The sequence below is a fragment of the Clostridium sp. BJN0013 genome (genome assembly GCF_040939125.1).
Taxonomy (GTDB): domain Bacteria; phylum Bacillota; class Clostridia; order Clostridiales; family Clostridiaceae; genus Clostridium_B.
In genome coordinates, this window is record NZ_CP162495.1 from 1,841,452 (window position 1) to 1,866,348 (window position 24,897).

The window sequence follows — 24,897 nt, forward strand, 5'->3', positions numbered from 1 at the left end:
AAAATAAATTAAGGTGGTGTATGATAAGTGTTAGAAAATTCTGATGGCAAAATTGGCACTAGAGAATGTATAGCTTTAATAATTATTATGATTTTTGAAAAGATTACCAATAGTACATCCAGTGCTTTTTTTAAGACTGCCGAGAATGCAGGATGGATCATTCCTATATTTTCTGCAATAACATTAATTATACCTATATTGAGTATATTATGCCTTTTAAAAAGATATAAGAATAAAGGGCTTGTGGAGATAGTTTATTATTTGACTGGAAATTATATTGGATTTCTAATAAGCTATATACTTTTAATAGTGAATATAATAATTATTTCTACAAATCTAGTTGATGACTGTAATGTTATTAACACACTTTTTTTCCCTAACACTGATATATATTATTTAATAATTACATTGATAGGATTTTGCTGCTTTATGGCCATATTGGGATTAAAGGCCCTTGCAAGAGCTTCATATATGTTAATGCCATACATTATAGGTATTTTTATTTCCCTTATTTTATTTGCCATGCCGCTTATAACAACTCAATTTTTATTTCCTATCGCGGGAAAAGGTGTGAAACATATAATAATGGGAGGTATATACAATAGTTTTATCTATCAGGTTATAATAATATTATCTGTTTGTTATCCTATGTTTGGAAGCTATAAAAACTTTAAAACCGCCAGTTTAACTTCATTAACAGTATCTGCTTTTATTTTGAGTATTTCTTTTGCATTCTTTCAAATGACTTTTGATTACCCAGCTATTACAATTACAAGCTATCCTTTACACACACTTACGAGAATATTTCATTTAACTAGATTTATTTCGAATTTACAAGCTATATTTTTACCATGGGCTATTGTAGTAATCGCTATTTATTATTCCACAGCTTTGTATTTGGCTTCTGCTATTTTTGCCTACGCTCTAAAGTTGGAGAAAATTGAGCCTTTAATTATACCTATATCGGCACTTATAGCTATAATAAGCATAATTCCTGAAAACTCACGGAATTTTTCTAGGTTTTTTAATGATAGAGTTGTTCCTATAATAACCATTATCAGCATAGTAGTACCTTTATTGCTTTTAGTAATTTCACAGTGGAAAGGGGATTATAAAAAGTGCTGAAGAAAATAATGTATTATTTAGTTATTGCTATTCTCATAATGTTTTCATGCAGTGGATGTCATAAGGATATTGTTGAATTAGAGGGACAGGGATATGTATCTGCTATAGGCATTGATAAAGGAAAAAATAATAATCTGAGTATTACATATCAGATTGCTAATATAAAATATGGTATGGATACAACTACCAACAAGTTTGCTAATCAACGAAAAAAAGGTGAAACTGTTACCTTTGAATCACCGGATTTGATTACAGCCAAGGATATAGCAAATGTGGTTGTGGCCAGGAGAGTTACTTTGGAACATGCCAGAATTCTCATTGTAGGCGAAGACTTTGCAAAAACTCCAGAATTTTTCCATGTTTTAGAGGCAGCACTTAGGGATAAAGAATTGAGGAGGTCTATGAATATATTTGTATGTCGTGAAAAAGCATCTGAATTTTTAAACAAAAATGACCCACAAATGGAGGATAGAACAAGTAAGTATTTTGATTTTGTTACAGATAGGTGGAGAGATACAGGATTTATAACCATATCTGATTTAAATAAATTTTTACAGAGGACAGAAGAAAATACAAGTTTATCTCTAGGCGCTTATACGTCAACAAAGCAATATTCTTCTAATGATGATGGAAATGAAGCTGATTATCTTCCAGGACAGGTAAATTTTCAAGGAGCTAATCCAACTCAAATGATAGGTGCAGCAGTATTTAAAAGAGGAAAAATGATAGGAAATCTTACAGGTGATGAAAATAGATTAGTAGCACTTTTAAGGCCTAAAAATGAAATAAAAAGCATGCTTTTTACCTTTGAAGATCCAATTGATAGAGCATATAAAATATCTGCAAAGCTAATAAAGAGTAAAAATACCAAAATTAAAATTGATATTAGTTCAAATAAACCAAAGGTTAATGTTGTTGTACCTGTAAAAATAGAAATTTTAGCTATACCTAGCTTTGTAAAATATGTTGAAGTTAAAGATAATGAGCAGTTGCTGAGAAATGCAATAAAGGAGCAGCTTGAAGAAAAAGCAGGTAAGTTGATAAAAAAGACACAAGAAGTATTTGGTGGAGAACCTTTTTTATGGCAATTGGAGGTTAGAAAAAAATTTTGGACTTTTGAAGAATACCAAAATTATAATTGGATGGATAAATATGACAAAGCAGAAGTTTCTATAAATTTTGATGTGATAATAAAGAGTTTTGGAAAACAGCTTAATCCATCACAAAATCTACAGGAGGATTAACTATGGGATGGATAATAATTCTAATTTATATTCTTATTTGTTTCTATACGGTTAAAGTAGGTATAGAAGTTTGGAAAGAAGGAAAAAAATTTGCCAGTATTAATATAATGATACTGGCACTTGCTATATTGATTCTATTTATATGGGCAAGAATTAATAATAGATTATAAGGATATAATGGTACTTATTTAAAGCGGCATTAAGTGGTGTTCTGGAAGAAAATAATTTTTTATTGTAAAATTTGATTAACAATATCTTGAGATATTACTCCTTCTCCTCCCAGAATATCAATCTGATTAGTATTTGCTATCCTTGATTTAATGTAATTTTTTATATTACTAGAATTACTTTTGTCAAGTAATACAACTGGTGCATTTTCTTTACCAGCTGCAGCTGAACCACAGAGGGCGTCTGCAAATTCACTTCCTGAGGCAAGATAAATATTAGATAAATTGTATTTATCATCAAATTTATTTAATACGGCAAGATTTGTAGCATATCTATCTGGGCCTGATATCCTTTCGGCTCCTAAATTTTTAACTATACTGTCATTTACAACTCCAGTTCCACCAATTATGTATGGTGTACTTTTATTGTCCTTTATATATTGCAAAGCGCCATCACTTAACTGGCTGCCATCTGTCAAAAATATAGGACTTCCTGACAACGCTGCATAAGATGATATAGATATGCCATCTGCAAATCCTTTTCCAGAAGTTATAAATACCTGTCCAGGGATACTTATCTGTTTTGCAACTGCAAGTGAAGTAGCATATCTATCTGGACCGGATATTCTCTCTATGTTTATTCCCATAGTTTTTAAGGCATTTTCTACTGAGATTGATACAACTCCGATACCTCCAATTATATATACTTTCTTCACTTTCAATCTTGAAAGTTCTGCTGCTGTGTTTTTATCAAGTGAATCATTTGAGGTTAACAGTATAGGTGCATTTATCTGTTTTGCAAAAGGTGCTGCACTAAGTGCGTCAGCAAAAGCTTCTCCAGAAACCAATACTGCTGAATCTGCATTATCATATTTATTCTGTGATATTTTTACAGAAGTTTCATATCTATTTGAGCCGCCTAATCTTACCTGTTTAAATGAAGCCAACTCCTTATCCGAAATTATATAATCACTAGTATGTGTTATATCAAAATTTATATAGTTATTAGAATCAACGTTTAAGTTACTGGCTACACTACTAATTGTCTTATTGGATTCATTAAAATAATATACATTCATATTATTTTTATCCTTATCTGCAATCCAACTGCTATCTAGGTTGAGCTTGACTTCAGCTTTTCCAGGAAGTTGTCCGTTATTTGCAAAAGATACTAAAATAACATCTTCATTTTTTATTTTCTGCTGGATGGCTTCTTTATTTGCTGATTTGGAATCTTTAATTTGGGCTACATTAACTGTCATATCCACTGATTTAGTGTCTGATATATCATTTCCATTAAATGTCCATTGTACTCCATCTTCTGTGAATACTAGTTTTTTATCAGTTCCCTTTACAGCATCAAATACATCTTTTGCCACTTGTTTATTGTTATTTACGTTTATGGTTATAGTTGCATTACTGCTTGAATTTTTTATTGCATTTACAACTGAATCCGTGTTAGAATTGGTTACATTAACTGATGAATTTGAGCCGCTGCTGGAACCACCTCCTGATGAAGTTTGTTTATTTATAGTGTAAGTATCAATGGCTTCCATGGTATCAGTCCTATAAGTCGTAATGGTAAAGCTGTTATTTTTTATGCTTACATCTGAAAATGTTGGAACATGATCCTGTTCTTTTTTAGCTTCATAATAGTTATTCACATCAGGTTGTTGCAGTTCATAATATTTACTACCGCTGGCTGAGTTTGTAGATATATATAGAACTCCTTTTGGATCTGTAACTTTACCATCTTTTGCATCTTCAACATTAACTGCTTCTCCCGCTGACATTTGATAAGTCCTTGTATAACTGTGATCATGTCCGGCCAAAACTACATCTACACCGAGATCCTCAAAGACTTCTGGATGGGTAACTCTTCTTGCAGCTATATCTTCATCTGTCTCATGGTTTGCTGAACTGTAAATGGAATGGTGCATTGCTGCTATCTTCCATTTTACGTTTGGATTTGCAGCTATTGCCTCCTGCATAAATGCCTTATGGTCCTGGGCATTTATATCATTGCTGTTAAGCATCATAAACAATGTGTTTCCATACACATAATAGTAGTCATTACCTGTGGTGCCGCTGCTTTTATCTGATTCATACCCATTGTCAGTAAAAATACCATATTTATCAGACATATTCGGAAGGTTAAAGTGGGTAATATGTCCTACTCCATAGCTTTCATGGTTTCCTGGAATTGTGGCAACAGGCATATTTTTTAGCTGATCTGGTTTAAAAAACTCATCATATTCCAATTCATTGCTTTGTCCATTAAGTTCCGAACCATTATTTACCTGGTCACCTACAGACATTATAAAACTGAAATTAGAAAATTTGTTTGTAGCTTTATTTAATGTATCTAACCATCCTGCGCCATCTTTAGCTAAATCACCGCCAGCACCAATTTGCGGGTCTCCTGCAAGCAAAAAGTCGAATCCATTTGATATATTCTGGGTGGTGTAGCTGTTAATCTGGCTCCAGTTAGTTCCGTCGCCTACACGATATACGTATTCTGTAGTTTGGTTTAGTCCTGTTACAGTGACCTTGTTAGAAGTATATCCATCATTTCCGTCAGATTTTTCTCCTTTAAATGTTTGAGACTTATCTACAGGAAATTCGCTTCCACTCATATCAGACTTTAGGGCAACTTGTACCTGTGGTTCTGAAGTACTTTTGGAATACCATGTGAAATTTAATTGTGACTGATCCTTTCCAGGTGCAAAAGTTACATTTTTAATAGTATCATCTGCAGAGGTTGCTGTTTGATCCATACTAGTACTTTGGGTTGTAGTAGTTTCTGCATTGACAGGCATGGGTATTACCAGACTTGAAAGTACAACCGAAAAGCATAGAAAAAATAATGCTATTTTTTCTGCATATTGTTTCATAAAATTTCCTCCTTAAAATAATTTTTATATACAGTTACTATATATCTTAATGATATTTATGTCTTTTATCTGTCTTGTTTATGTAAAATTTATGTAAAATAACAATAACATTCTATATTTAACCTAAACTTTACATAACCTTTATCAGTACATTTCATTAATATTGTATATTTTAAAATACATAATATAATTTTTAAAATAACATCTAAAGTTAAAGCCACATGGAGGAGTATTTATGATTAAATCTTCAAAGATATTTCAAGTATCAATTTTTTTAATAACCGTATTACTATTTGGTATTTTTTTATACCATTTTAATGTAAGTAATCCTGTAACATATAACAGGCAAGATGGCAAATCTCATATAAGGTATGAAAAAGCACAAGTGTTATCTGTAAAAAACAATTCTTTAACACAATTTAAACAATCTAAAAACATATATTTCGGTACTCAGGAAGCTCAAATCAAAATTCTTTCAGGAGAACATAAAGATGAGGTTAAAAATGTAACAAATTATTTAAGTGACACTCATAATATATATCTAAAACCTAACATGAAAATAATAGTAGATATTTCTACAGCTAATGGTGGTACATACGGTGTGACAGTATATAATTATTACAGGGCTAATACTCAATATATATTTGTATTTGTTTTTTTTGCTGCCATTTGCATAATAGGTGGGAAAAAGGGATTTAGATCTGTGTTAGGTCTTGTATTTACATTAACCTGCATTATATTTTTATTTGTACCCATGTTATACAGGGGTTATTCTCCAATTCTAGCCTCGATTATAGTAATAATCATAACAACCTGTGTTACACTATTTTTATTAAATAGTTGGAGTGCAAAGACTTTATCGGCTATATTAGGTACCATATCCGGTGTTATAATTGCGGGGATAATTGAACTCATATTTGGCCACTTTGCCCATTTGACAGGTCTTAATTTAACTGGAGTTGAAAGTCTCAATATGATTTCCAATGTATCTGGTATGAAAGTATATCAATTGTTAACTGCAGGAATTTTAATAGCATCTCTAGGAGCTGTAATGGACCTTAGTATATCAATAGCTTCTTCTATACAAGAAATATATACATCTAATTCTAATATAAATAAAAAAGAACTATTTAAATCAGGAATGAATGTAGGAAAAGATATGATGGGTACTATGGCCAATACTTTAATTCTAGCTTTTACGGGGGCATCACTTACCATGCTCATAATAATTTATTCTTATAATGTAAGCTATAATCAACTTATTAACATGGATATGGTAAGTTTAGAAATAATCCAGGGATTAACTGGTAGTATGGCAATAATCTTTACAGTTCCCATAGTTTCATTTATTTCAGCAGAAATTATTACAAAATTTTCAGGTAAAAATAAATGAGAAATATACTTTTTAACCTTTATCCGAATGCGGTAGTTAGCTAATACTCTCATCTTCTTCAAAGTGGAGGATAAGTACCACTGTGCCCCTTAATAAGTTTTTCATTGTAAACATATATTTTTTTAAGGTTTACAATATGAAGATATTATATTAATATATAGTATATATTAATTAAAGTATTATGGAAGGGGAGTTTAACTTGAAAAAATTTATTAAATATTTAGAGGAGAAAGTTCTAAGAGGACAAGCTATAAATTTTAAAGAAGCTGTAAAATTGTCAAAATGTGAAGATGTAGAAGATATAAAGCAATTATGCTGTAGTGCAGATAATATAAGGGAGTTTTTTTGCGGTGTGGAAGTAGATCTATGTACCATAATGAATGCAAAATCAGGAGGATGTACTGAAGATTGCAAGTTCTGTGCCCAGTCAGGCCACTACAAAACTAATATAGAAAATTATGGACTGGTTTCAAAGGAAGAAGCTTTAAAATTGGCAAGGGAAAATGAAAATGAAGGAGTAAATAGATTTTCTCTAGTTACAAGTGGCAAGGGAATTTGTGGAAAAGATTTTGAAAAGGTATTAGATATATATAAAGAATTAAATAAAGAGAATAAAATGGATTTGTGTGCTTCACTTGGTATATTAGAATATGAAGATTTGATTAGATTGAAACAATGCGGGGTAACAATGTACCATCACAATTTAGAAACCAGCAGAGAATATTATAAGGAAATATGTACAACTCACAGCTACGATGAAAGAATAGATACTATAAATGCAGTGAAAAAAGCAGGGCTTCAGGTGTGTTCCGGGGGAATTATTGGACTTGGGGAGAGCTTGGAAGATAGAGTTAAATTAGCTTTTCAGCTTAAGGAGCTTGAGGCCAAATCCATTCCCATAAATGTATTGAATCCAGTTAAAGGTACACCGCTGGAAAGTGCCCCTAGGTTAAGTCAAGATGAAATATTAAAGACTATGGCAATTTTTAGATTTATAAATCCTAAAGCTTTCATAAGACTTGCAGGCGGAAGAAATCTTATAGATGGCTTTGGAGAAAATTGTTTTTATGCGGGAGCCAATGCCACAATTACAGGAAACTATCTTACCACATCGGGAAATAAAATATGTGATGATAAAAAGATGATAGATAAATTGAAATTGAAGATTAGAAAAAAATGTGTATAATCAGAGAAATATGTTCTAATAGGTATAGAAATATTAAAGTATTTGTGAAATGAATCGAATAAAGCTACTAAATAAGATATTTTGGGAGGCATAATAAGCATGGAAAAAATACTTGAATCATTTTTAGAAGTTGCACCTGTATTAAAAGATATTTTCCAAGAAGATATAGTAGTAGCTGTAGCAGATACTGATGAGTTTTTGTATTATCGTAAGGGTGACACTCTTGATCTCCATATTAAAATGGGACAGAAGTTGTCTGTGGATGAGCCATTATATAAAACAATTCATGATGGTGAAATATACGTTGTTACGGTAGCAGAAGAAGTATATGACCATTTAAGTCTGTTTCATATCCAATTAAAAGTTCACAGGGAAAAGTTATTGGAGGGGTTGGCATAGGAAAGAGTTTAACTGGACACTTAAAAGTGGAACAAGCAACGGAAAGTATGTTTAGTTCATTACAACAGACAAATGCAAGTATAGAGGAAATTGCTGCTAATTCACAAAAACTTTTATGTTCAATGAATAATATTGTAGACTCCGCTGAATCCACAGGAGAAAAGATAAAAGAGACAGATGGAATACTGAATATCATCACAGGCATATCTTCCCAATCCAATTTACTAGCTTTAAATGCAGCTATTGAAGCCGCAAGAGCAGGAGAGGCGGGAAGAGGTTTTTCAGTTGTTGCAGATGAAATGCGAAAGCTTTCCCAAATAAGTGGGGAATCGGCAAAGAAAATATCAAAACTACTTTTAGAAATGAGAGGAGCTATAGATGAAGTCATTAAAGAAATAAACAGTACAAAACTTATGGCTGAATCACAGGCTGCATCCACAGAAGAAATAACTTCTACATTGGAGGGAGTTACCTCCAGTTCAGAAGTGTTGGTAAATATGACTAAAAATGTATAAAGTTTTTATCCCAACGCTGGAATTAGCTAATACTCCCATCTTCTTTAAGATGGGAGATAAGCATTTCTCTATAGCAAACTCTACCTGAACCTCTGAATTACTTGATTATTATAATAGTACTATGTCATATGTGTAGAGGAACATATGACATCTCTCTTGAAAGGCATAATATTTTATTATATTATAGAGATATGGAGGCAAAAGGAGGAGATTTATGCCAAGGAGAGAAAAGAATTTATCTCAAAGTGTTGCAGAGGATATATTTTCAATGATTACTATAGATAAGAAATTTTCGGTGGGAGATAAACTTCCAAATGAAAATGAACTCTCTGTCCTTATGCAGGTAAGCAGGACTACATTAAGGGAAGCAATTCGTATTTTGGTTGCACGTAATGTTCTCGAAATTAGAAGGGGAAAAGGCACATTTGTAGTAAATCAGGAAGGCCTTGATGAAAATTTTGGATTGGAGGAACTTTCTACAATAAAGTTAAATGCCAGAGACTTATATGAAATAAGATTGATTTTTGAACCGGAAACCGCCTATTACGCTGCAAAGAGGGCTACAGACAAGGAGATAAAAAGAATAATTTACTATGGTAGACTAGAAGAACAAAAAATTTTAAATAAAGAAGACAGAACTGAAACTGAAAGGGCTTTTCATAAATCTATTGCAAAAGCCACCCATAATGAATTTATGAATAGGCTTATGCCTATACTTTATAAATCCATTGATAAGGGTGTTATGTTGTCAGATGATAATGAAGTTATAATACAAGATACACTAAATGATCACCGCATGATAATGGAATTTTTATCTAAAAGAGATGCAGAGGGGGCAAAAACTGCAATGAAGCTTCATATTATACGTGCAATGAGGGGCATGGGTATATATGAAGAGTAAAATAGTGTTAATTTTTATGAACATAAAAATTAACACTTATTTTTGTTTATATGAAAGTGTTCAGAATTGACGTATAGACATATATATGGTTATAACAAGTTAATCTTCTAAAAATTTCAATAAGTGCTTTTATAAAATGCTATATGGTTTTATTTACATTAAATTTATATAAGCGAGCGGATGTACATGTGCACGATAAAACAAAGAATTTTGATAAGATGCTTTATATGTAATTTCGAAAAATAAACAATAACCAAAAATTAAAATGGATAGAACACTATCTCATAACATCAAATAAGCCTAAAGAAAATGTTAAGAAAAATATAAAATATGAGATTGAAGTAGGGAGACAGCAGGAATTATTGGAAATGGATAAAAAAGGAAAACACAAGGAGTATGATTTAACCAAAATAAAAAATAGGAAAATGTTAAAAAAGTTAAGTAATAGAATTGGAGAGCTAGAAGAGAGCTCAATGAATTTAAAATAACTTAAAATATTTTACAACATCAAGGAAGAATCAGGACAAACGCATGAAATAAATTTCATTTAAAATCTCCACTTTTTTTGATAAAATCATAAAAAGGGAGGTTTTAAATTTATGAAGAATATTTATGATATGTATGATTTTTTTGAGTCACTGAAAAATATAGATGATCCAAGACAATTTAATAAAGTAAGATATCCAATAAATGAAATTGTGGGAATGGTTTTGATTGCATCTTTAGGAAATGCAAATGAGTGGACTGAAATAGAGGTATTTTGTAAATTACATGAAACACTTTTAAAAAGGTATTTTAAATTAGAAAATGGCGTTCCATCACATGATACTTTCCAAAGAGTAATGGGAATGATAGAACCTAATTTAATTCAACAGATTCAATCTACTTGGAATGAATATATATCTAAAAATGGTGGTGAAAGTATAAAAAAAATACTTAACATAGATGGAAAAACTATGAGAGGAAGTAAGACTGAAGGTAAAAAACCACTACACATAGTGTCGGCCTGGTGTGATGAAGAAGGAGTTTGTTTTGGACAAAGTGCAGTGAAAGAAAAAGAAAATGAGATTTTAGCAATTCCTGAATTGTTAGATAGATTACAAATAAAAGGATATGTAGTAACAATAGATGCAATGGGAACACAAACTAAAATTGCTGAGAAAATAATAAAGAAAAAAGCTGACTACGTGTTAGCAGTAAAAGGGAATCAAGAAATACTGCATAATGATTTAATAACCTATTTTGAAGATGATGACTTTAGGGAAAAAATAATTAAAGATGGCAATTATAAAAAAACAGTTGAAAAGTCACATGGCCAAATTGAGATAAGGGAATATTATCAAACAAAGGACATTAAGTGGCTAACTAATAGGGAAAAATGGAGGAATCTTAAAAGTATAGGAATTGTAGAAAAAACTATAAAGAAGAAAGATAAAGAAAGTAAAGAAATACGTTATTACATAAGTAGTTTGGTCCCTGAAATAAACTTATTTGAAAAAGCTGTACGAGGTCATTGGGGAATAGAAATAATGCACTGGCATTTAGATGTTACATTTAAAGAAGATAGCATTAAAACAGTTGAAGAAACAGCAAATAAAAATATGAATATAATAAGAAAATGGGCATTATCTATATTAAAATTATTGGATATGGGAAAAAAGATGAGTTTAAAATTAAAAAGATTTTCAATCAATTGTAAACCTGATGAATATATAAGTAAAATTATGGAAATTTAGTTAACTCGTAATCTTACTTATGTAGTTATATATTTTCATGCGTTTGTCCTGAAGGAAGAATAAAACAATATTGACACACATGTACAAAAACATTAAAATAAAGGAAGTATATAAATATTAATGTAAAAATTAGATATATATGGTGAATTACATTAATATAAAAATGCAATAAAGCAAATTAGTACATGGGAGAAAATAAATGGATTTTAAATTAGATATTGGTGAATTAACTAATACAATAAATGAATATGAAAACATTATAAAGACATTAGAAGAACAAAAAGAAAATATAAATAAAACTATCGCAGAGCTCACTGAAGCTGGATGGTCAGGTGAAGCAAAAGATAAATTTATGGAAAAGCATATTAAAAATCAGGAGTTTTATACAAATTTAATAGAAGATATAAAGTACGTGAAAAATGCTTTAGAAAATGAAGAAAAGCCAAGGGCAGTTAGATTAAAAAAGCAAAGTGAGGATTTTGTAAACTGCATAAAAAGAAGTGGGGGTGGGGCAGCCCTTACAAATAATGATACAGGAGTTATTTCACTTCAATATGGAGGACAATTTCAAATAAATAATAATGTTAGCGAATGTATAGATAATTATAAAAAGATGAATTCTAAATTTGAAGAAATATTAAATTTAGCAAGTAGTTTAAGTTTTACATCATTTCCGATTACAGATGATGTTTTGAATTTACAGAATTCACTTAAAAATCAAACAGCAAGTTTGACAGAATTTAATGACTCATTTAATGCATATTATAATGGTGTAAGAGATATGGAAGAAAATATATGTTCCGTATTTTCAAAAATATCAGGAATAACTGTAGGAATATCTGAATTTAGGGGTGTTTCTGCTATTTCAGAAAATGGACAAGTAGATAAGAATAAAGTAATACAGTTAATGCTAAAAAATCCAAATGACTTGACTAATGGAGAAAAAGAGTTATTATCATATGTAGAAAAAGTATTAAGTAAAGATGAATATGCTGAATTAAAAGAACAAGCGATAAAGGAAGATAATGGTCAAGAGATAGCTGATAATTTAAAATTAAAGTTTGGTGACACAAATATATATGGACCATTTTTAGAGTTAGCAAATAATGATGGTTTTCTTAAGTCTATAAAGAAGGCTGAGGAAGACTTTATAATAGGAGCAGGTAATTCACTTGATAAAAATATTTTTTGGGGGGACTGTATTTACTGTTGGTGGAATAAATCAAAGCAGTATGCCTAAATCAATACCATATAAAATAGGTGAGTTAGCTGGTGATATAGGGTCATTTGCATTTGGAGCTGCAGAGGCTGGAACTGGAGCTGGAGGAGAGCTTTTAGGGTTTACAGCAGACGGTACAGGAGTACTCGCTCCCGCTGGTGTTGCTTTAAACGTTACAAGTTTAGGTCTTGTGACCCATGGAGGTGCTACTACAATTAAATCAGCACATAATTTTAGTGAAGACTTGTTCTCATTGATTAAAGGTGAAGGGAATAAGGGGGTAAGTAATCCTAAATCTAAATGGTGGCATCCAAATTATGTTGATAATTTAAGTGAAACACAAACTATATTAGGAGTAAAGAATGTGGACAAAGGACTTGCTACTATAGGAAGTGCTACAGAGAGTGTTGCAACTAATACAGGTAAAGCATGGGTTGGTGAAGGTTATAAAGCAATAACTGATAATGCAGGTAATGTAATTGGATATTCAAGTAGTGATGGAATGAGAGCCTTTAGAATACAATATAAGCCTAAAGAAGGAATGTGGAGAGCTAATTTTACAGAAAATTATAAGTATATGAATGAACAAGGTGCAACAAAGATAAAAGAATTAAAAGATGTCCATATTGACATTTTAGATAAATAGGAGGTTAATGGATGAAATTAGAAATAAAAGCTTTTAATATAATAAGTGAAGATTGGGGAGAGGAAATAGATGATTTTTTCCTATCATGCCAAGTAGATATTGGATTTAAGGATGAAATCGGAGCAGAAATATATTCATTAGATGTTGTAAGTCCAAAAAGATTATTAGGATTAGTAGTTGGGAATGATGTTGAGATTGGAAAGGGATATTTCATCACAGCAGACTATAACAAAAACTTAATATGTAATAAAATAGAAAAATTAATTGATAGGGAAATTTCAGAAGATAACAAGTATAATATTTTTAATGAAATTAGTGTTTACTTTAAAAAACAAGTTTAACTGCAAAAAATCAATTCAGGTAACTGCATAAAAAATAGTAATAGCAGAATAGATTTAACTTAATAAAGGTAAGAAAACTTAATACTGCATAATTATTATTCTGCAGTGAAATAGGCAACTACAGGATGAAAAACACATTCTAAAAACTGCAAACAACCACCAAAAAGAGGTTTTAATGCTGACAGTCATGGGAAACATAGCAGATTCAGTAAAAATTTCTTTTGGTGACTGATTCAAGCTAATAGTAATACTCCAATGGATGCTAAGATGGTGTCTGTTGGAGTTTTCCTTTACTCCGAAATAGCAGCGGTATTTGATTCCTTTAGGTTTGTAATAGCCCCAATTGACAAAGGGAATACCACCCATACAAATAGGATTTCCTTTATCATCAGAGCAAAGTATATCAGGATGGGGATAATCAAATTTTGCTTTTGTTTTAGAGTTTAAAAATATAAAAGGTAGAATATCGTAGTGATTAAGGAGTTCATAAGTGGGATAATTATCCATTGCTCCGTCAGCAATAAAGTTTCCAAAGCGAAAATGAGGATAAAGATTATGAATATCCTGCAGCGCAAAAACTGTAGTAATGCTGTCATGACGACTTGCCTGAACCATTTTAATATAAATGGGTAAATCATAGGGACCATCGGATGCAGTTACATTAAAAAGGGTATTCCCGAAAAACCACTGCTGTCTATAGCTATCCCATCCCCAATGGGCATCAGGATCAGAAAAACGTCTAGGACACTGACAGTTATATATACCCTTAGACTTACAGTCACAAACTTTAACTCCGTAGTGACTGGCACCAGAATAAAAAGGTGAACCATCGAAGGCAATGGATAAGTTATTGATATCTCCTAAGATACCCATAGCTGAAGAAGTATCAACAACGCAGCAAGCAATAAATTTTTGCAAGATGGTTTCAGGGCAGAAATTTCTGAGTTTACCTTCCATAGCCTTATCAACAAGCTTTTTAACAGTACCAGAGTGTTTAGGTGGTTGCTTTTGGCCAGCTTTGAGTTTTTTCTTAGGCTTAGAAACAAATTTCTTTGGTTTAAGTTTATGCTCAACATGAAGTTCATGATCAGAAAGCCATAAGCAAGAAAATAGTATTTTAAAATTATAATACAATTTTACTGGAGAAGGGCAAAAGTTCATCAAGTGAAATAGTTCCCGATTAAGAATATAAAGGTAAATTTCATGGGAAAAGTCATAATAGTTTAGTCAAAATATTAGGGGTGAAGCAAAAATGCTGAACTTTGTAATATATAAAAATCAGGCTCTTTGAGTTTTCGAGAACGTACAAATCTATTAATATAGCTATTAAACATATAACCACCCCTACTTTTATTTTAATGTATACATACAAATAAGAAACCTGATAAACAAAAATGTTAATCAAATTTCCTCAAGTTTATGATGTTGAGCTATGCTGGGGATAATTATTCAAAATATATAATGTATAGTTGACAACAGACATCACACAACTTACAATAAAAACATATAGTTTAATAATATTATACTAGGGAGGTTATCTTAGTGAGAAGTGATGTAATAACAAAAGGAACTAAAAGTGCACCACAGCGTGCCCTGCTTAATGCGTTGGGTTTGACAAAAGAAGAAATAGAAAGACCGCTTGTAGGTATTGTAAGTTCAAAGAACGATATAGTACCAGGTCATATGAATTTAGATAAAATAGTGGAGGCCGTAAAGACAGGAGTGTCAATGGCTGGGGGTACTCCAATTGTTTTTCCTGCCATTGCTGTCTGTGATGGAATTGCCATGGGACATCAAGGTATGAAATATTCTCTTGTTACAAGAGATTTAATTGCAGATTCTACAGAAGCTATGGCTATGGCCCATGCTTTTGATGCGCTGGTAATGGTACCTAACTGTGATAAAAATGTACCGGGACTTTTAATGGCTGCAGCGAGACTTAATATTCCAACTATTTTTGTAAGTGGAGGTCCTATGCTCGCAGGAAAAGTAGATGGATGTAAAGTAAGCTTTAGCAGTGTATCTGAGGCAGTAGGTGCTTTTAACGGGGGAAAAATAACTGAAGAGAAACTAGAAGAGTTTGAAAGCAAGGTATGTCCTACTTGCGGCTCCTGTTCAGGCATGTATACTGCAAATAGCATGAACTGTTTAACGGAGGTTCTTGGAATGGCACTTGGAGGTAACGGTACAATACCTGCTGTTTATTCTGACAGAATAAAACTTGCAAAACATGCTGGCATGAAAATAATGGAGCTTCTAGAAAAGAATATAAGACCTAGAGATATTATGACAGAGGCTGCTTTTAAGAATGCTCTAACTATGGATATGGCTCTTGGATGTAGTACAAACAGTATGCTTCATTTACCAGCTATTGCCCATGAAGCTGGTATTGAATTAAATGTGGATATGGCAAATGAAATCAGTGCAAAAACGCCTAATCTTTGTCATCTTGCACCAGCAGGACATAATTATGTGGAAGAGTTAAATGAGGCAGGTGGAATTTATGCTGTTATGAATGAAATTAATAAATTGAATTTATTAAGTACAGATTTGATTACATGTACGGGAAAAACTGTAGCAGAAAATATTAAAGGCTGTGTAAATAAAAATAAAGAGGTAATAAGACCTGTTGAAAATCCTTACAGTGAGACTGGTGGAATTGCAATTCTTAAGGGTAATCTAGCTCCAGATTCATGTGTTGTAAAACGTTCTGCAGTAGCACCTGAAATGTTAAAACATGAAGGACCTGCAAGGGTATTCGACTGTGAAGAAGATGCTCTAAATGCTATAAACACAGGGAAAATTGTAGCTGGAGATGTAGTTATTATCAGATATGAAGGCCCTAAAGGTGGACCTGGTATGAGAGAAATGCTTAACCCAACTTCTGCAATTATGGGGCGAGGACTTGGTGGCAGCGTAGCACTAATAACAGATGGACGTTTTAGCGGTGCTACAAGAGGTGCGGCAATTGGTCATGTTTCTCCAGAAGCAGCGGTGGGAGGCAATATTGCTCTTGTTGAAGAAGGTGATATAATAAAGATAGACATAGAGGCGAATTCTATTAATTTTGAAATCAGTGAAGGAGAATTGGAGCGAAGAAGGGCAAACTGGAAGCCTAGACAACCTAAAATTACTACAGGATATCTTGCCAGATATGCAGCTATGGTAACTTCAGGAAATAGAGGCGCTATTTTGGAAATTCCTAAATTTTAGTTTGAAGGATAAACACTGCCAGTGAGAATGAATTACTCAAGTTGAAAATCAAAATATATTTATATATAATTAAAGTAAATATATATAGGGAACTTAGGAATGTGTATTACCATATAAATAAGAAATATAAAACAAATGGTAAAACTAGATAGAAATCAGAAAAAATAGTTACAGTTAGAGTAGTTTATCAAGTGATTCTTAGGTTCAGGTGGAGTTTGCTTATGAGAAATGCTTTTCTCTATCTGAACCTTATAAGAACTTATCTAGACGCGCAGCAATGCTTATCTCCTACTTTGAAGAAGATGGGAGTATTAGCTAATTGCCGCATTGGGATAAAAATATAAAGGTGGTGCTATAAATGACAGATAAAGAGATATTAAATACTATGAAAGAAATGCTGCAGCCAATAAAACACAATATAAATGAACACGAGTGTTGATTATCCAAAATACGTAGATAAAAAGGTATGAAAATGAGGTCATCCTATGGTAATATTAATTTGCTGAGAAAAAATACTACTGTTTAGGAGAGTGACCTCATGAGAAATAATACCACTATATTTGATATATTTCAAACACTTTTAAAAAAAGAAGAAGTAATTACAGTATGTGCGGTTTTAGGCTATAAGGATACATCAAGAAAATTCACAGTATATGATTTGTTTCAATTTTTTATAGCGACAGCAACTAATGAATACAAAAGTTTTAGAGCTGGCTCAGATTTTATGAATGAAGCTGGATTAAGAGCAGTTGATTATTCCACAATTTCGAAGAAAGCAGCAAATGTAGATTATAAAATAGCTAAGAAATTATTTGAGATTCTTATAACTAAATGCAATCGTTCAACTCGAAGAATACTTAAATTACCAAAAGATTTATTAGCAGTAGATTCCACTACTATAACTGTTGGTGAAGGCAGATTGAAATGGGCAAAGTTCAAAGGTAATAAGTCAGGAATAAAGCTGCATGTGGCTCTTAATGTAAATACTTTAATGCCTCAAAAAGTCATTGAAACTACTGCAAACAAACATGATGGTCCAATAGGTGAAAAACTTATTAATACAGATTGTATCTTGGTAGAAGATAGAGCTTATGGGAAACATAAGAGATATGATATGTTTAAATCTATAAAACAAGCATTTGTCATAAGAATCAAAGACAATATAACTCTAAGTTATCCAAAAAACATAAAAAGTTTAAGAACTGAAAATTCTAATATAATCAAGGATGTTACTTGTTATCTTGGAGAAGGCTCTTCTAAAACTGAAAATAGATTTAGAGGTGTTCAATTTAGTGACTTCTATGGAAAATCCATAAGGGTATGTACTAACTTAATGGCTATTACACCTGAAAAAATTGCAGATATCTATAAAGAAAGATGGAAAGTTGAAAGCTTTTTTAGATTTATAAAGCAAAATTTGAATGTTAAAAGATTGTTTGGAACAAGTGAAAATGCAGTTTACAATCAACTTTTTATAGCTTTAATTGCGTATGTATTACTTCATTTTTCTTATGTTAATGTGTCTCAAAATTTCAAATTTGTTAAGTTATCATTTTGTGAGTTTGTTAGAAAACTTCTTAATTCTACACTTCAAGACGAAGTTCAAGTATGCATTGACTTATTATTTAAAAATATCAATAATTATCAAATTTGTTTATGGTGAAAAATGGTTAATCAACACGTGTGATAAATGAACTTAAAACAGATATAAATGAACTTAAAACAGATATAAATGAACTTAAAACAGATGTAAATGGATTTAAAGTGGATGTAACCGCACTTAAAAGCCAAGTATCTGAAAATACTCAAATATTGAAAGCATTGGAACATAAGATAGATGTACTAAAAGCGGAACAGGAAAAATCAAATAATGATATAGCACATATTCAAGGAGATATAATGGCACTAAGAAAAGATATAAGCAATGTGGAAATAATTACTTCTAGCAACTGGAATGATATTGCAAAACTTAAAGCTGCAAAATAAGTAAAGAGTACAGAGAATTAGGAAATAAACAGAGATATAGATAATATACTGAAGAAACTAAAATAAATGTTGGGAACATGCCTGGATCTGTGTAAATTAAACCTGGGTACGTTCGCACAAGGTCAGTGAAAATAATTATGTGTATTCTCTTCCTGGCAGAACATATGCGACAAACCTCAGTGGTTCCAGGACAGAGTCCCTATTTCGCTGAGTAGTATGTAAGCTGGTTTATAACAAGATCCCAATTTGCATAGCTGCGAGTCCATTTCTTGCTTATTTTCTGTGTGGCAAGGTACAACATTTTCATGAGACTCTCATCATTTGGAAATATAAGTTTAGCTTTAGTTATTTTCCTGAACTGACTATTAAGACTCTCTATGACATTTGTAGTATACATAATCTTACGGATATAATCAGGAAATATGAAGAAAGTTGCAAGGTTAGCCCAGTTGTCTTCCCAACTTTTTTAGCATTCGGGTATTTACTTTCCCATTTTTCTGTTGCATCCATGAGATTCTCAAGTGCAGCATCTTCATTTACTGCACCATAGACAGCTTTTAGGTCTTTTGCAAATGCCTTTTTATCCTTAATATGGTATATATTTCATATTGCTTCTCAGCTGATGGATTATACATCTCTGGATTTTGGCAAAAGGATATACAGCTCCTATTGCCTCTTTAAATCCATAGTCCAGAGCATATGTATATAGACAGCAGTTTGGAACCTTTGTAAATTAATGAATTACAAAAATTTAAAGACAATTAAACATAATCTATAATCACATCTTTTAAAACAAAATTATTAATTACATGTTGTTAAATATTTAAATATATTGATTTGAAAAAGTAAAAGTGTTAGAATTGTAATGAACAATAAACGACTAGTAGAATAATATTCACTATTCTACATGATTATTAAAAGTGATATCGTGACTGGCGAGGTAAAATTGAGACAATATCAACAAAAGCAGAAATTACTGCCAAGCGACAGGAGGTATTAAAATCTCATACTTCTAGTGATATATTAAATGATGCAGATGATTTTATAGTTTTTTATTTATAACTCATGGATTATTTTAGATAAGGTTAGTTGAAAATGTTCTTAAATTAGTGAATACAATTTACTTTGATTTAAATAATAAAGTTGGATCAATGTTTCAATCATATATATGTTTAAAATAGTAAAATATATATATGCAAGGAATGAATAGTATGAGAGTTTTGCTCACACCAATGTCAGCGATGGTAAAAACAAAAGGACCTTTTTCAAGAACAGTATTATTAGCAAATGAATTTATTAAGAGAGGTCATAAAGTAGCGTTATGTGCACCAGAAGATCCGAATTATCATAGTATAGAAAATATAAAAAATTATTATGGCCCTATTCCTTCATTTGGAAAATAACAAAAAAGAAATTTATTATACATTGACTGCTGAAGGAAAAAAAGCTTTTCAGATACACAGAGAACTTCATGAAATTGAGAATAGAAAATTTGTAAATATGTTGAGTAAGTATAATAATGAAAAGTTGAATATAATTAATAAATTTTTAGATGACCTTATGAATAATTTATAGGATAGTTTGTTGAACAACTGTATATTTATAGAAATTCGTAATAATATCAAATGTTTTGTTTATGATGGAATGAGTAAAAGTGGAACTGTAGGACAGATGAGAAAAAATATTACTTGAATGCATTATCTACACTGAAGCTAATACTTGCTTGAAACTGGATATAAAGCATTAAAATTCCAAAATGTAAGTATAGACGTATTGGTATACTATTATATTCTTTATTTAATGACATATAATCTGATAACACTGAGGTAATACTACTATTACCAACAATTCAGAAGAAGTTATACTAGAAAAAATGGGGAATGAATTATTGAATATTTTTGGTTAAATAAAATTTTCAGCATATTGTTTAAGAAAATATAAAAATAGCACCTGATTTTGCAGAAATCACGCAAATGGTAGGTGCTTTATGATGATTATATTTTCAGATTTATCCACATAAACTGTCACTTCATAAAAGGAGTTTACCATCTTTTATGTGTTACCTTCCGTTATCAATTGATCAATAGAAAAAGTGACTTTATATTTATTGCCATCTACCTTTCTTACATTCCAGATTCCCACGTCATTAACTGCTGAAGACGTTGGCATGTCCCTACAATTGGTTAGATACCATTTGAGATTTTCTGTTCGCTTATCTATGAAATCCTGTTGTAATTTATCTTTGTAGTGATTTGAAGGCATATATTTTTTGCATATGTACCTTCAAAAAATTATAATATTTATTACTTATTCATGACAAGTTTTTTTGCTGCAGAATTTTTTTCCTTATATGATGTTTTCTCATTTTGATGCTTCTTGAAAATAATTGAAGCGCTATAGGATAAAATTCCAACAGGAAGCCAAAATAATGTGTAGTAAAGTTCGTTTTTTATATAGGGGAATATGATGTTCCATCTAATGCCCTTTAGATTTAAGTATTTTAGGGGAAGTGCCACATCCATAAATGGCCATAAATTTTGTACAGCCATTACAAGTGGTTTTGGCATCATATATTCTGGCCATGGAACACCGGACGTAAGCATTATAGAAATATATACCATGCCATATATTTCTATAAAATAAATGGGGTTTTCTATAATAGATGAAAAAACAAGTCCCATTGCTGTAAGATTTATAAGGAATATAAACATCAATATAAAATATGCCAATATACTACCGCGCATAGGAACATCAAATAACTTGTCTACCGCACATAAACCAATAAAACTTGAGACTATGAATATACACATGATAATAAGTATTCTAGCTGAAAATATGGCTATATCTTTCAGACCTTGTTTTGAATTAATTTTTATAAGAGCAAATCTGGATTTTTCTTTTATTAACAGAGGTACCAAAAAATCTGCGAAGAAAAACAGCTGAACCGTAAGTGGCATGACAGTATAAACCAAATATTTCATATAACTTAATTGAGGTTCATATAATATACGTTCTGAAAATGAAAAAGAAAGTAAAGTTTGTTTTGCAGTGTAAGGCAGCATGTTATTTCCCTGAAGTACATTTAGCTGAAATCCTGCATTGATGGTGCCAAGTACTGTACTTACATAGCCTAGAATATTGTTCCCGATGACCATATTGCTACCATCTATAAGGATTAAAACACTAGGAGATTTCATTTCAATGGCTTTTTTATTGAAATCTTTTGGGATTATTATGCCACCGTTGACCTTTTTTTCTTTTATGAATTGTTTTAGATTATTCTCAGAATCTGTATAATAACTTATTTTTAGACCTGGATTATTTTTAAGTTGCTGGACGATGTTTTGAGATAAAGTGGAGTTATCCAGATCTACAATTCCAAATGGAATGTTCTGTACGTATATTTTGCTGAAAACAAAACATATACCTATTATGCCAATAATAGGTATTAAAGCAGATTTTAAAATTGAATTTTTGTCTCTTTTTAAAAATTTCAAAAATCCCATTTTAGTATTACCTCCTTTTATTCTGTATCAATTTAGTTTATGATTTGGTATATGTCTCCGTATGTTTTTGATATGATTGTTTTTATTTTTTAACATATATGCAGCTAGTGTAGCAATCCACATTATATATACGAATTTTAAGAGCCATAGTATATCTGATGATACATCACTTAAATTTAAGCCTATAAGAGATAAATCTCTCATTGGAATTGCATAGTACAAAAATGGAATATATTTTGATATAGTAGAGAATACATCAGGCATTGCTAGCACAGGATACGTATACCCTGCCAAAAGTAGTGTGGCTGCTACCGTTATACATAGGGTACATGCTTCTAATTTGTTCTTGCTTAAAATTCCTATAAAAATACCCACATTTGTCATGCCAATGCTAAATAAAATAGTTAAAATAGCAGCTGCAATAGTAGAGCCTCTATAGGGATAGTTGAAATATTTCATTTGGATACCTATGCTTAAAAAAATAGATATGGAAGCTATAATGGCTGAAAAAATACCTTTCATCCATATTTTAAGGTATCCTTTTTTTCCGTGTGCCATGATAATTCCCAACATTACCATAGCTATTTGAACAGTATTTAGCAACATTCCCTGAATCATAAAATTTGGAGTACTTTTAACCGAATTACCAATAAATCTATAGGTATAATTTATTGGCACAATATCGTTTTTAACCACTTCTGGCATGATTCCAAGTTTACCTTCTGCTATGTTTATTAGATATCCAGCCTTAATGGTGCCTAATATTTCAGAAATTGTTCCTTTTGTGGTACCAACAGCTGACATTTGAGAGCCATCGTAGATTACAAGTATTCTGGGTGAGTTACTGTTGACTAGATCCTTTGAGAATCCTTTAGGAATTATTATGCCAACGGATACATCGCCTCTCTCTATTGATGATTTGACATCATCATCATAATTACTATAGTTAGTCACATTAAAAGATTCATTTGTCTTTATCTGATAAACTAAGTTTCGGCTTAAAGTGGAGTTATCGTGATCCACGATTATAGCAGGTACACGGCTGATTTTTTGACCGCTAAATTCATATCCAAAAATAAAGCTAATACAGGATGGTAATAAAAGGATAAGAACAATAGAAATTATTTCTTCTTTGAAATTTTTCATCAGGTATTTCCAGAATAAAGCCATTTTTTTTCTCATATCAGGTTTCACTTCACTTTCCAAAATCCACAAAAGTTGTCATTCCATCATGTAGAGGTTTGTTCATATTTGTAAACTCAACTTTGACTCCATAGGACAATATATCAAAATCCCCATTATCATTTGTAGCTCTTTTAACTGCGAAATCAGCATTTTGGTTGATTTTTACCACTTTACCGCTGAAGGTTTTATTGGAATAGGCAGGAACTCTTATAGAAACTTTTTGACCCAGCTTAACTTTTGAGAGATCCGTTTCTTTTACATTGCATGTTATTGAAGGTGAGGTCGTGCTTGTAAGTACCACTATTGGCATTCCTGTGGATACAAGTTCTCCACTTTCTACATTTAACTGAGTAACTATTCCATCTGATGGTGCTTTTATTGTAGCATTATTAATGTTGACATTTACACCTTCAAGAGATGCTTGTGCCTGCTTAATTTGACCTTGTACAGATTCTATTGATCCATTTGACTGATCTATTTGTGCATTTGCTTGGTTCACCTGTGCATTTGCTTGATCTATCTGTGCTTTCGCTGCGGCTATATCTTCGGGCCTAGAACCATTTTTTACAGTTTCATATTTATTTTTTGCGATTTCAAGCTGTGACTGAGCGTTGTCCAAGTCAGCTTTTGGCGAATAACCACTGTTATATAGACTTTGTATTCTGTCATAAGTCTTTTGTAAAAGTTCATAGCTTGACTCTGCTGATGCTATATCTTGAGAAGTGGAACCATTTTGTGCCTTTTCCAACTGAGATGATGCTGCATTTTTTCCGGCTATTGCTGCATTCTTCCCAGCTATTGCTGCATCTTTTGTGGATTCTGCAGATTCCAACTGACCTTGTAAAGTTTGTATTTGTGCTTCAACTTGAGCTTTTTGAGCAGCTAATGAGTCGCTATTTATTTGGACTAAAACTTGTCCCTTTTTAACCTTGTCGCCTTCTTTAATTTTTATTTCTTTGATTTCTCCTCCTGTCTGAGAATTTACGTTGGTTTCAGTCATTTCTACATTGGATTGAACGATTAAATTGCCACTACTTTTTTTTACCAATTGATCTCCTGTAAGATTAGCTAATGCTTTGCCTCCTATAAATATAACTATTATAACCGCCAAAAAAATTAATAATGGTATAATTTTGGTTCTTTTCACAAATGATATAATTTTAGTTTTTTTCACAATAATTCTCCTTTCAAAAAAACTAGATATATAACTTAGATATAGCTATTTCATTTTTTTAAAGTTA

The 24,897-nt window shown here is 31.5% G+C and carries 24 protein-coding genes and 1 pseudogene; 18 read left to right on the forward strand and 7 right to left on the reverse strand.

Annotated elements, in window-relative coordinates; genetic code table 11:
• The first annotated feature begins 27 nt into the window (after positions 1–27).
• From AB3K27_RS09575 to AB3K27_RS09585, 3 genes are read left to right on the forward strand one after another with little or no spacing between them, the layout of a single operon-like run.
• The gene (locus AB3K27_RS09575; protein WP_368490961.1) at positions 28–1,125 is read left to right on the forward strand and encodes a GerAB/ArcD/ProY family transporter; all 1,098 of its coding nucleotides are present in this window, start codon (positions 28–30) and stop codon (positions 1,123–1,125) included.
• Positions 1,119–2,369, forward strand: a complete 1,251-nt coding sequence (locus AB3K27_RS09580) for a Ger(x)C family spore germination protein (RefSeq protein WP_368490962.1) — start codon at positions 1,119–1,121, stop codon at positions 2,367–2,369. Before AB3K27_RS09575 ends, AB3K27_RS09580 begins: the two co-directional genes overlap by 7 nt.
• Positions 2,370–2,371: 2 nt before the next feature.
• On the forward strand, positions 2,372–2,539 hold the full coding sequence (locus AB3K27_RS09585; RefSeq protein ID WP_368490963.1) for a hypothetical protein: 168 nt from the start codon (positions 2,372–2,374) through the stop codon (positions 2,537–2,539).
• A 59-nt stretch (positions 2,540–2,598) separates the two neighbouring features.
• On the opposite strand, the gene AB3K27_RS09590 is transcribed toward AB3K27_RS09585, so the two are convergent.
• Positions 2,599–5,430 (reverse strand): cell wall-binding repeat-containing protein, encoded by a 2,832-nt coding sequence (locus tag AB3K27_RS09590; RefSeq protein WP_368490964.1) that lies wholly within the window; start codon positions 5,428–5,430, stop codon positions 2,599–2,601.
• Between the two features lie 235 nt (positions 5,431–5,665).
• Between AB3K27_RS09590 and AB3K27_RS09595 the strand changes: the two genes are divergently transcribed.
• The 9 genes from AB3K27_RS09595 to AB3K27_RS09635 all read left to right on the forward strand — a co-directional run bounded on the left by AB3K27_RS09595 (position 5,666) and on the right by AB3K27_RS09635 (position 13,766).
• The gene (locus AB3K27_RS09595; protein ID WP_368490965.1) at positions 5,666–6,823 is read left to right on the forward strand and encodes a YibE/F family protein; all 1,158 of its coding nucleotides are present in this window, start codon (positions 5,666–5,668) and stop codon (positions 6,821–6,823) included.
• A 199-nt stretch (positions 6,824–7,022) separates the two neighbouring features.
• On the forward strand, positions 7,023–8,009 hold the full coding sequence (bioB, locus tag AB3K27_RS09600; protein ID WP_368490966.1) for a biotin synthase BioB: 987 nt from the start codon (positions 7,023–7,025) through the stop codon (positions 8,007–8,009).
• A gap of 99 nt (positions 8,010–8,108) precedes the next feature.
• On the forward strand, positions 8,109–8,408 hold the full coding sequence (locus tag AB3K27_RS09605) for a hypothetical protein (RefSeq protein ID WP_368490967.1): 300 nt from the start codon (positions 8,109–8,111) through the stop codon (positions 8,406–8,408).
• A gap of 26 nt (positions 8,409–8,434) precedes the next feature.
• Positions 8,435–8,923 (forward strand): methyl-accepting chemotaxis protein, encoded by a 489-nt coding sequence (locus tag AB3K27_RS09610; RefSeq protein ID WP_368490968.1) that lies wholly within the window; start codon positions 8,435–8,437, stop codon positions 8,921–8,923.
• 214 nt (positions 8,924–9,137) lie between these two features.
• Positions 9,138–9,824, forward strand: coding sequence for a FadR/GntR family transcriptional regulator (locus AB3K27_RS09615; RefSeq protein WP_368490969.1), 687 nt, complete (start codon positions 9,138–9,140; stop codon positions 9,822–9,824).
• A gap of 599 nt (positions 9,825–10,423) precedes the next feature.
• A complete protein-coding gene (locus AB3K27_RS09620) occupies positions 10,424–11,560 on the forward strand; it encodes an ISAs1 family transposase (RefSeq protein WP_368490970.1) in 1,137 nt (378 codons plus the stop codon).
• Between the two features lie 199 nt (positions 11,561–11,759).
• The gene (locus AB3K27_RS09625; protein ID WP_368490971.1) at positions 11,760–12,800 is read left to right on the forward strand and encodes a WXG100 family type VII secretion target; all 1,041 of its coding nucleotides are present in this window, start codon (positions 11,760–11,762) and stop codon (positions 12,798–12,800) included.
• Complete coding sequence (locus AB3K27_RS09630) at positions 12,793–13,425, forward strand: hypothetical protein (protein ID WP_368490972.1); 633 nt, start codon at positions 12,793–12,795, stop codon at positions 13,423–13,425. Before AB3K27_RS09625 ends, AB3K27_RS09630 begins: the two co-directional genes overlap by 8 nt.
• 11 nt (positions 13,426–13,436) lie before the next feature.
• The gene (locus AB3K27_RS09635; RefSeq protein ID WP_368490973.1) at positions 13,437–13,766 is read left to right on the forward strand and encodes an Imm8 family immunity protein; all 330 of its coding nucleotides are present in this window, start codon (positions 13,437–13,439) and stop codon (positions 13,764–13,766) included.
• 78 nt (positions 13,767–13,844) lie between these two features.
• Here the strand turns inward: AB3K27_RS09635 and AB3K27_RS09640 are convergent, their stop codons facing one another.
• A complete protein-coding gene (locus AB3K27_RS09640; protein ID WP_368491205.1) occupies positions 13,845–14,927 on the reverse strand; it encodes a hypothetical protein in 1,083 nt (360 codons plus the stop codon).
• Positions 14,928–15,308: 381 nt separating this feature from the next.
• Between AB3K27_RS09640 and ilvD the strand changes: the two genes are divergently transcribed.
• From ilvD to AB3K27_RS09660, 4 genes are all read left to right on the forward strand, one after another.
• Positions 15,309–16,979: a dihydroxy-acid dehydratase gene (gene ilvD, locus AB3K27_RS09645; protein WP_368490974.1), complete on the forward strand. Its 1,671-nt coding sequence runs from the start codon at positions 15,309–15,311 to the stop codon at positions 16,977–16,979.
• Between the two features lie 221 nt (positions 16,980–17,200).
• The gene (locus AB3K27_RS09650) at positions 17,201–17,323 is read left to right on the forward strand and encodes a hypothetical protein (RefSeq protein WP_368490975.1); all 123 of its coding nucleotides are present in this window, start codon (positions 17,201–17,203) and stop codon (positions 17,321–17,323) included.
• Positions 17,324–17,517: 194 nt separating this feature from the next.
• A complete protein-coding gene (locus AB3K27_RS09655; RefSeq protein ID WP_368490976.1) occupies positions 17,518–18,642 on the forward strand; it encodes an IS4 family transposase in 1,125 nt (374 codons plus the stop codon).
• Positions 18,643–18,662: 20 nt separating this feature from the next.
• The gene (locus tag AB3K27_RS09660; RefSeq protein ID WP_368490977.1) at positions 18,663–18,965 is read left to right on the forward strand and encodes a hypothetical protein; all 303 of its coding nucleotides are present in this window, start codon (positions 18,663–18,665) and stop codon (positions 18,963–18,965) included.
• 199 nt (positions 18,966–19,164) lie between these two features.
• On the opposite strand, the pseudogene AB3K27_RS09665 reads toward AB3K27_RS09660, so the two are convergent.
• Positions 19,165–19,659 (reverse strand): annotated as a pseudogene (locus AB3K27_RS09665) (transposase).
• Positions 19,660–20,206: 547 nt separating this feature from the next.
• On the opposite strand from AB3K27_RS09665, the gene AB3K27_RS09670 reads away from it, so the two are divergent.
• Together AB3K27_RS09670 and AB3K27_RS09675 are read left to right on the forward strand one after the other, a co-directional pair.
• Positions 20,207–20,368, forward strand: coding sequence for a hypothetical protein (locus AB3K27_RS09670; RefSeq protein ID WP_368490978.1), 162 nt, complete (start codon positions 20,207–20,209; stop codon positions 20,366–20,368).
• Complete coding sequence (locus tag AB3K27_RS09675) at positions 20,358–20,540, forward strand: hypothetical protein (RefSeq protein WP_368490979.1); 183 nt, start codon at positions 20,358–20,360, stop codon at positions 20,538–20,540. Before AB3K27_RS09670 ends, AB3K27_RS09675 begins: the two co-directional genes overlap by 11 nt.
• Before the next feature lie 477 nt (positions 20,541–21,017).
• Here AB3K27_RS09675 and AB3K27_RS09680 read toward each other — a convergent pair whose 3' ends face one another.
• From AB3K27_RS09680 to AB3K27_RS09695, 4 genes are read right to left on the reverse strand one after another with little or no spacing between them, the layout of a single operon-like run.
• A complete protein-coding gene (locus AB3K27_RS09680; RefSeq protein ID WP_368490980.1) occupies positions 21,018–21,227 on the reverse strand; it encodes a hypothetical protein in 210 nt (69 codons plus the stop codon).
• Between the two features lie 41 nt (positions 21,228–21,268).
• On the reverse strand, positions 21,269–22,471 hold the full coding sequence (locus AB3K27_RS09685; protein WP_368490981.1) for an ABC transporter permease: 1,203 nt from the start codon (positions 22,469–22,471) through the stop codon (positions 21,269–21,271).
• A gap of 27 nt (positions 22,472–22,498) precedes the next feature.
• A complete protein-coding gene (locus AB3K27_RS09690; protein ID WP_368490982.1) occupies positions 22,499–23,653 on the reverse strand; it encodes an ABC transporter permease in 1,155 nt (384 codons plus the stop codon).
• A 13-nt stretch (positions 23,654–23,666) separates the two neighbouring features.
• The gene (locus tag AB3K27_RS09695) at positions 23,667–24,830 is read right to left on the reverse strand and encodes an HlyD family secretion protein (RefSeq protein WP_368490983.1); all 1,164 of its coding nucleotides are present in this window, start codon (positions 24,828–24,830) and stop codon (positions 23,667–23,669) included.
• Positions 24,831–24,897 lie beyond the last annotated feature (67 nt).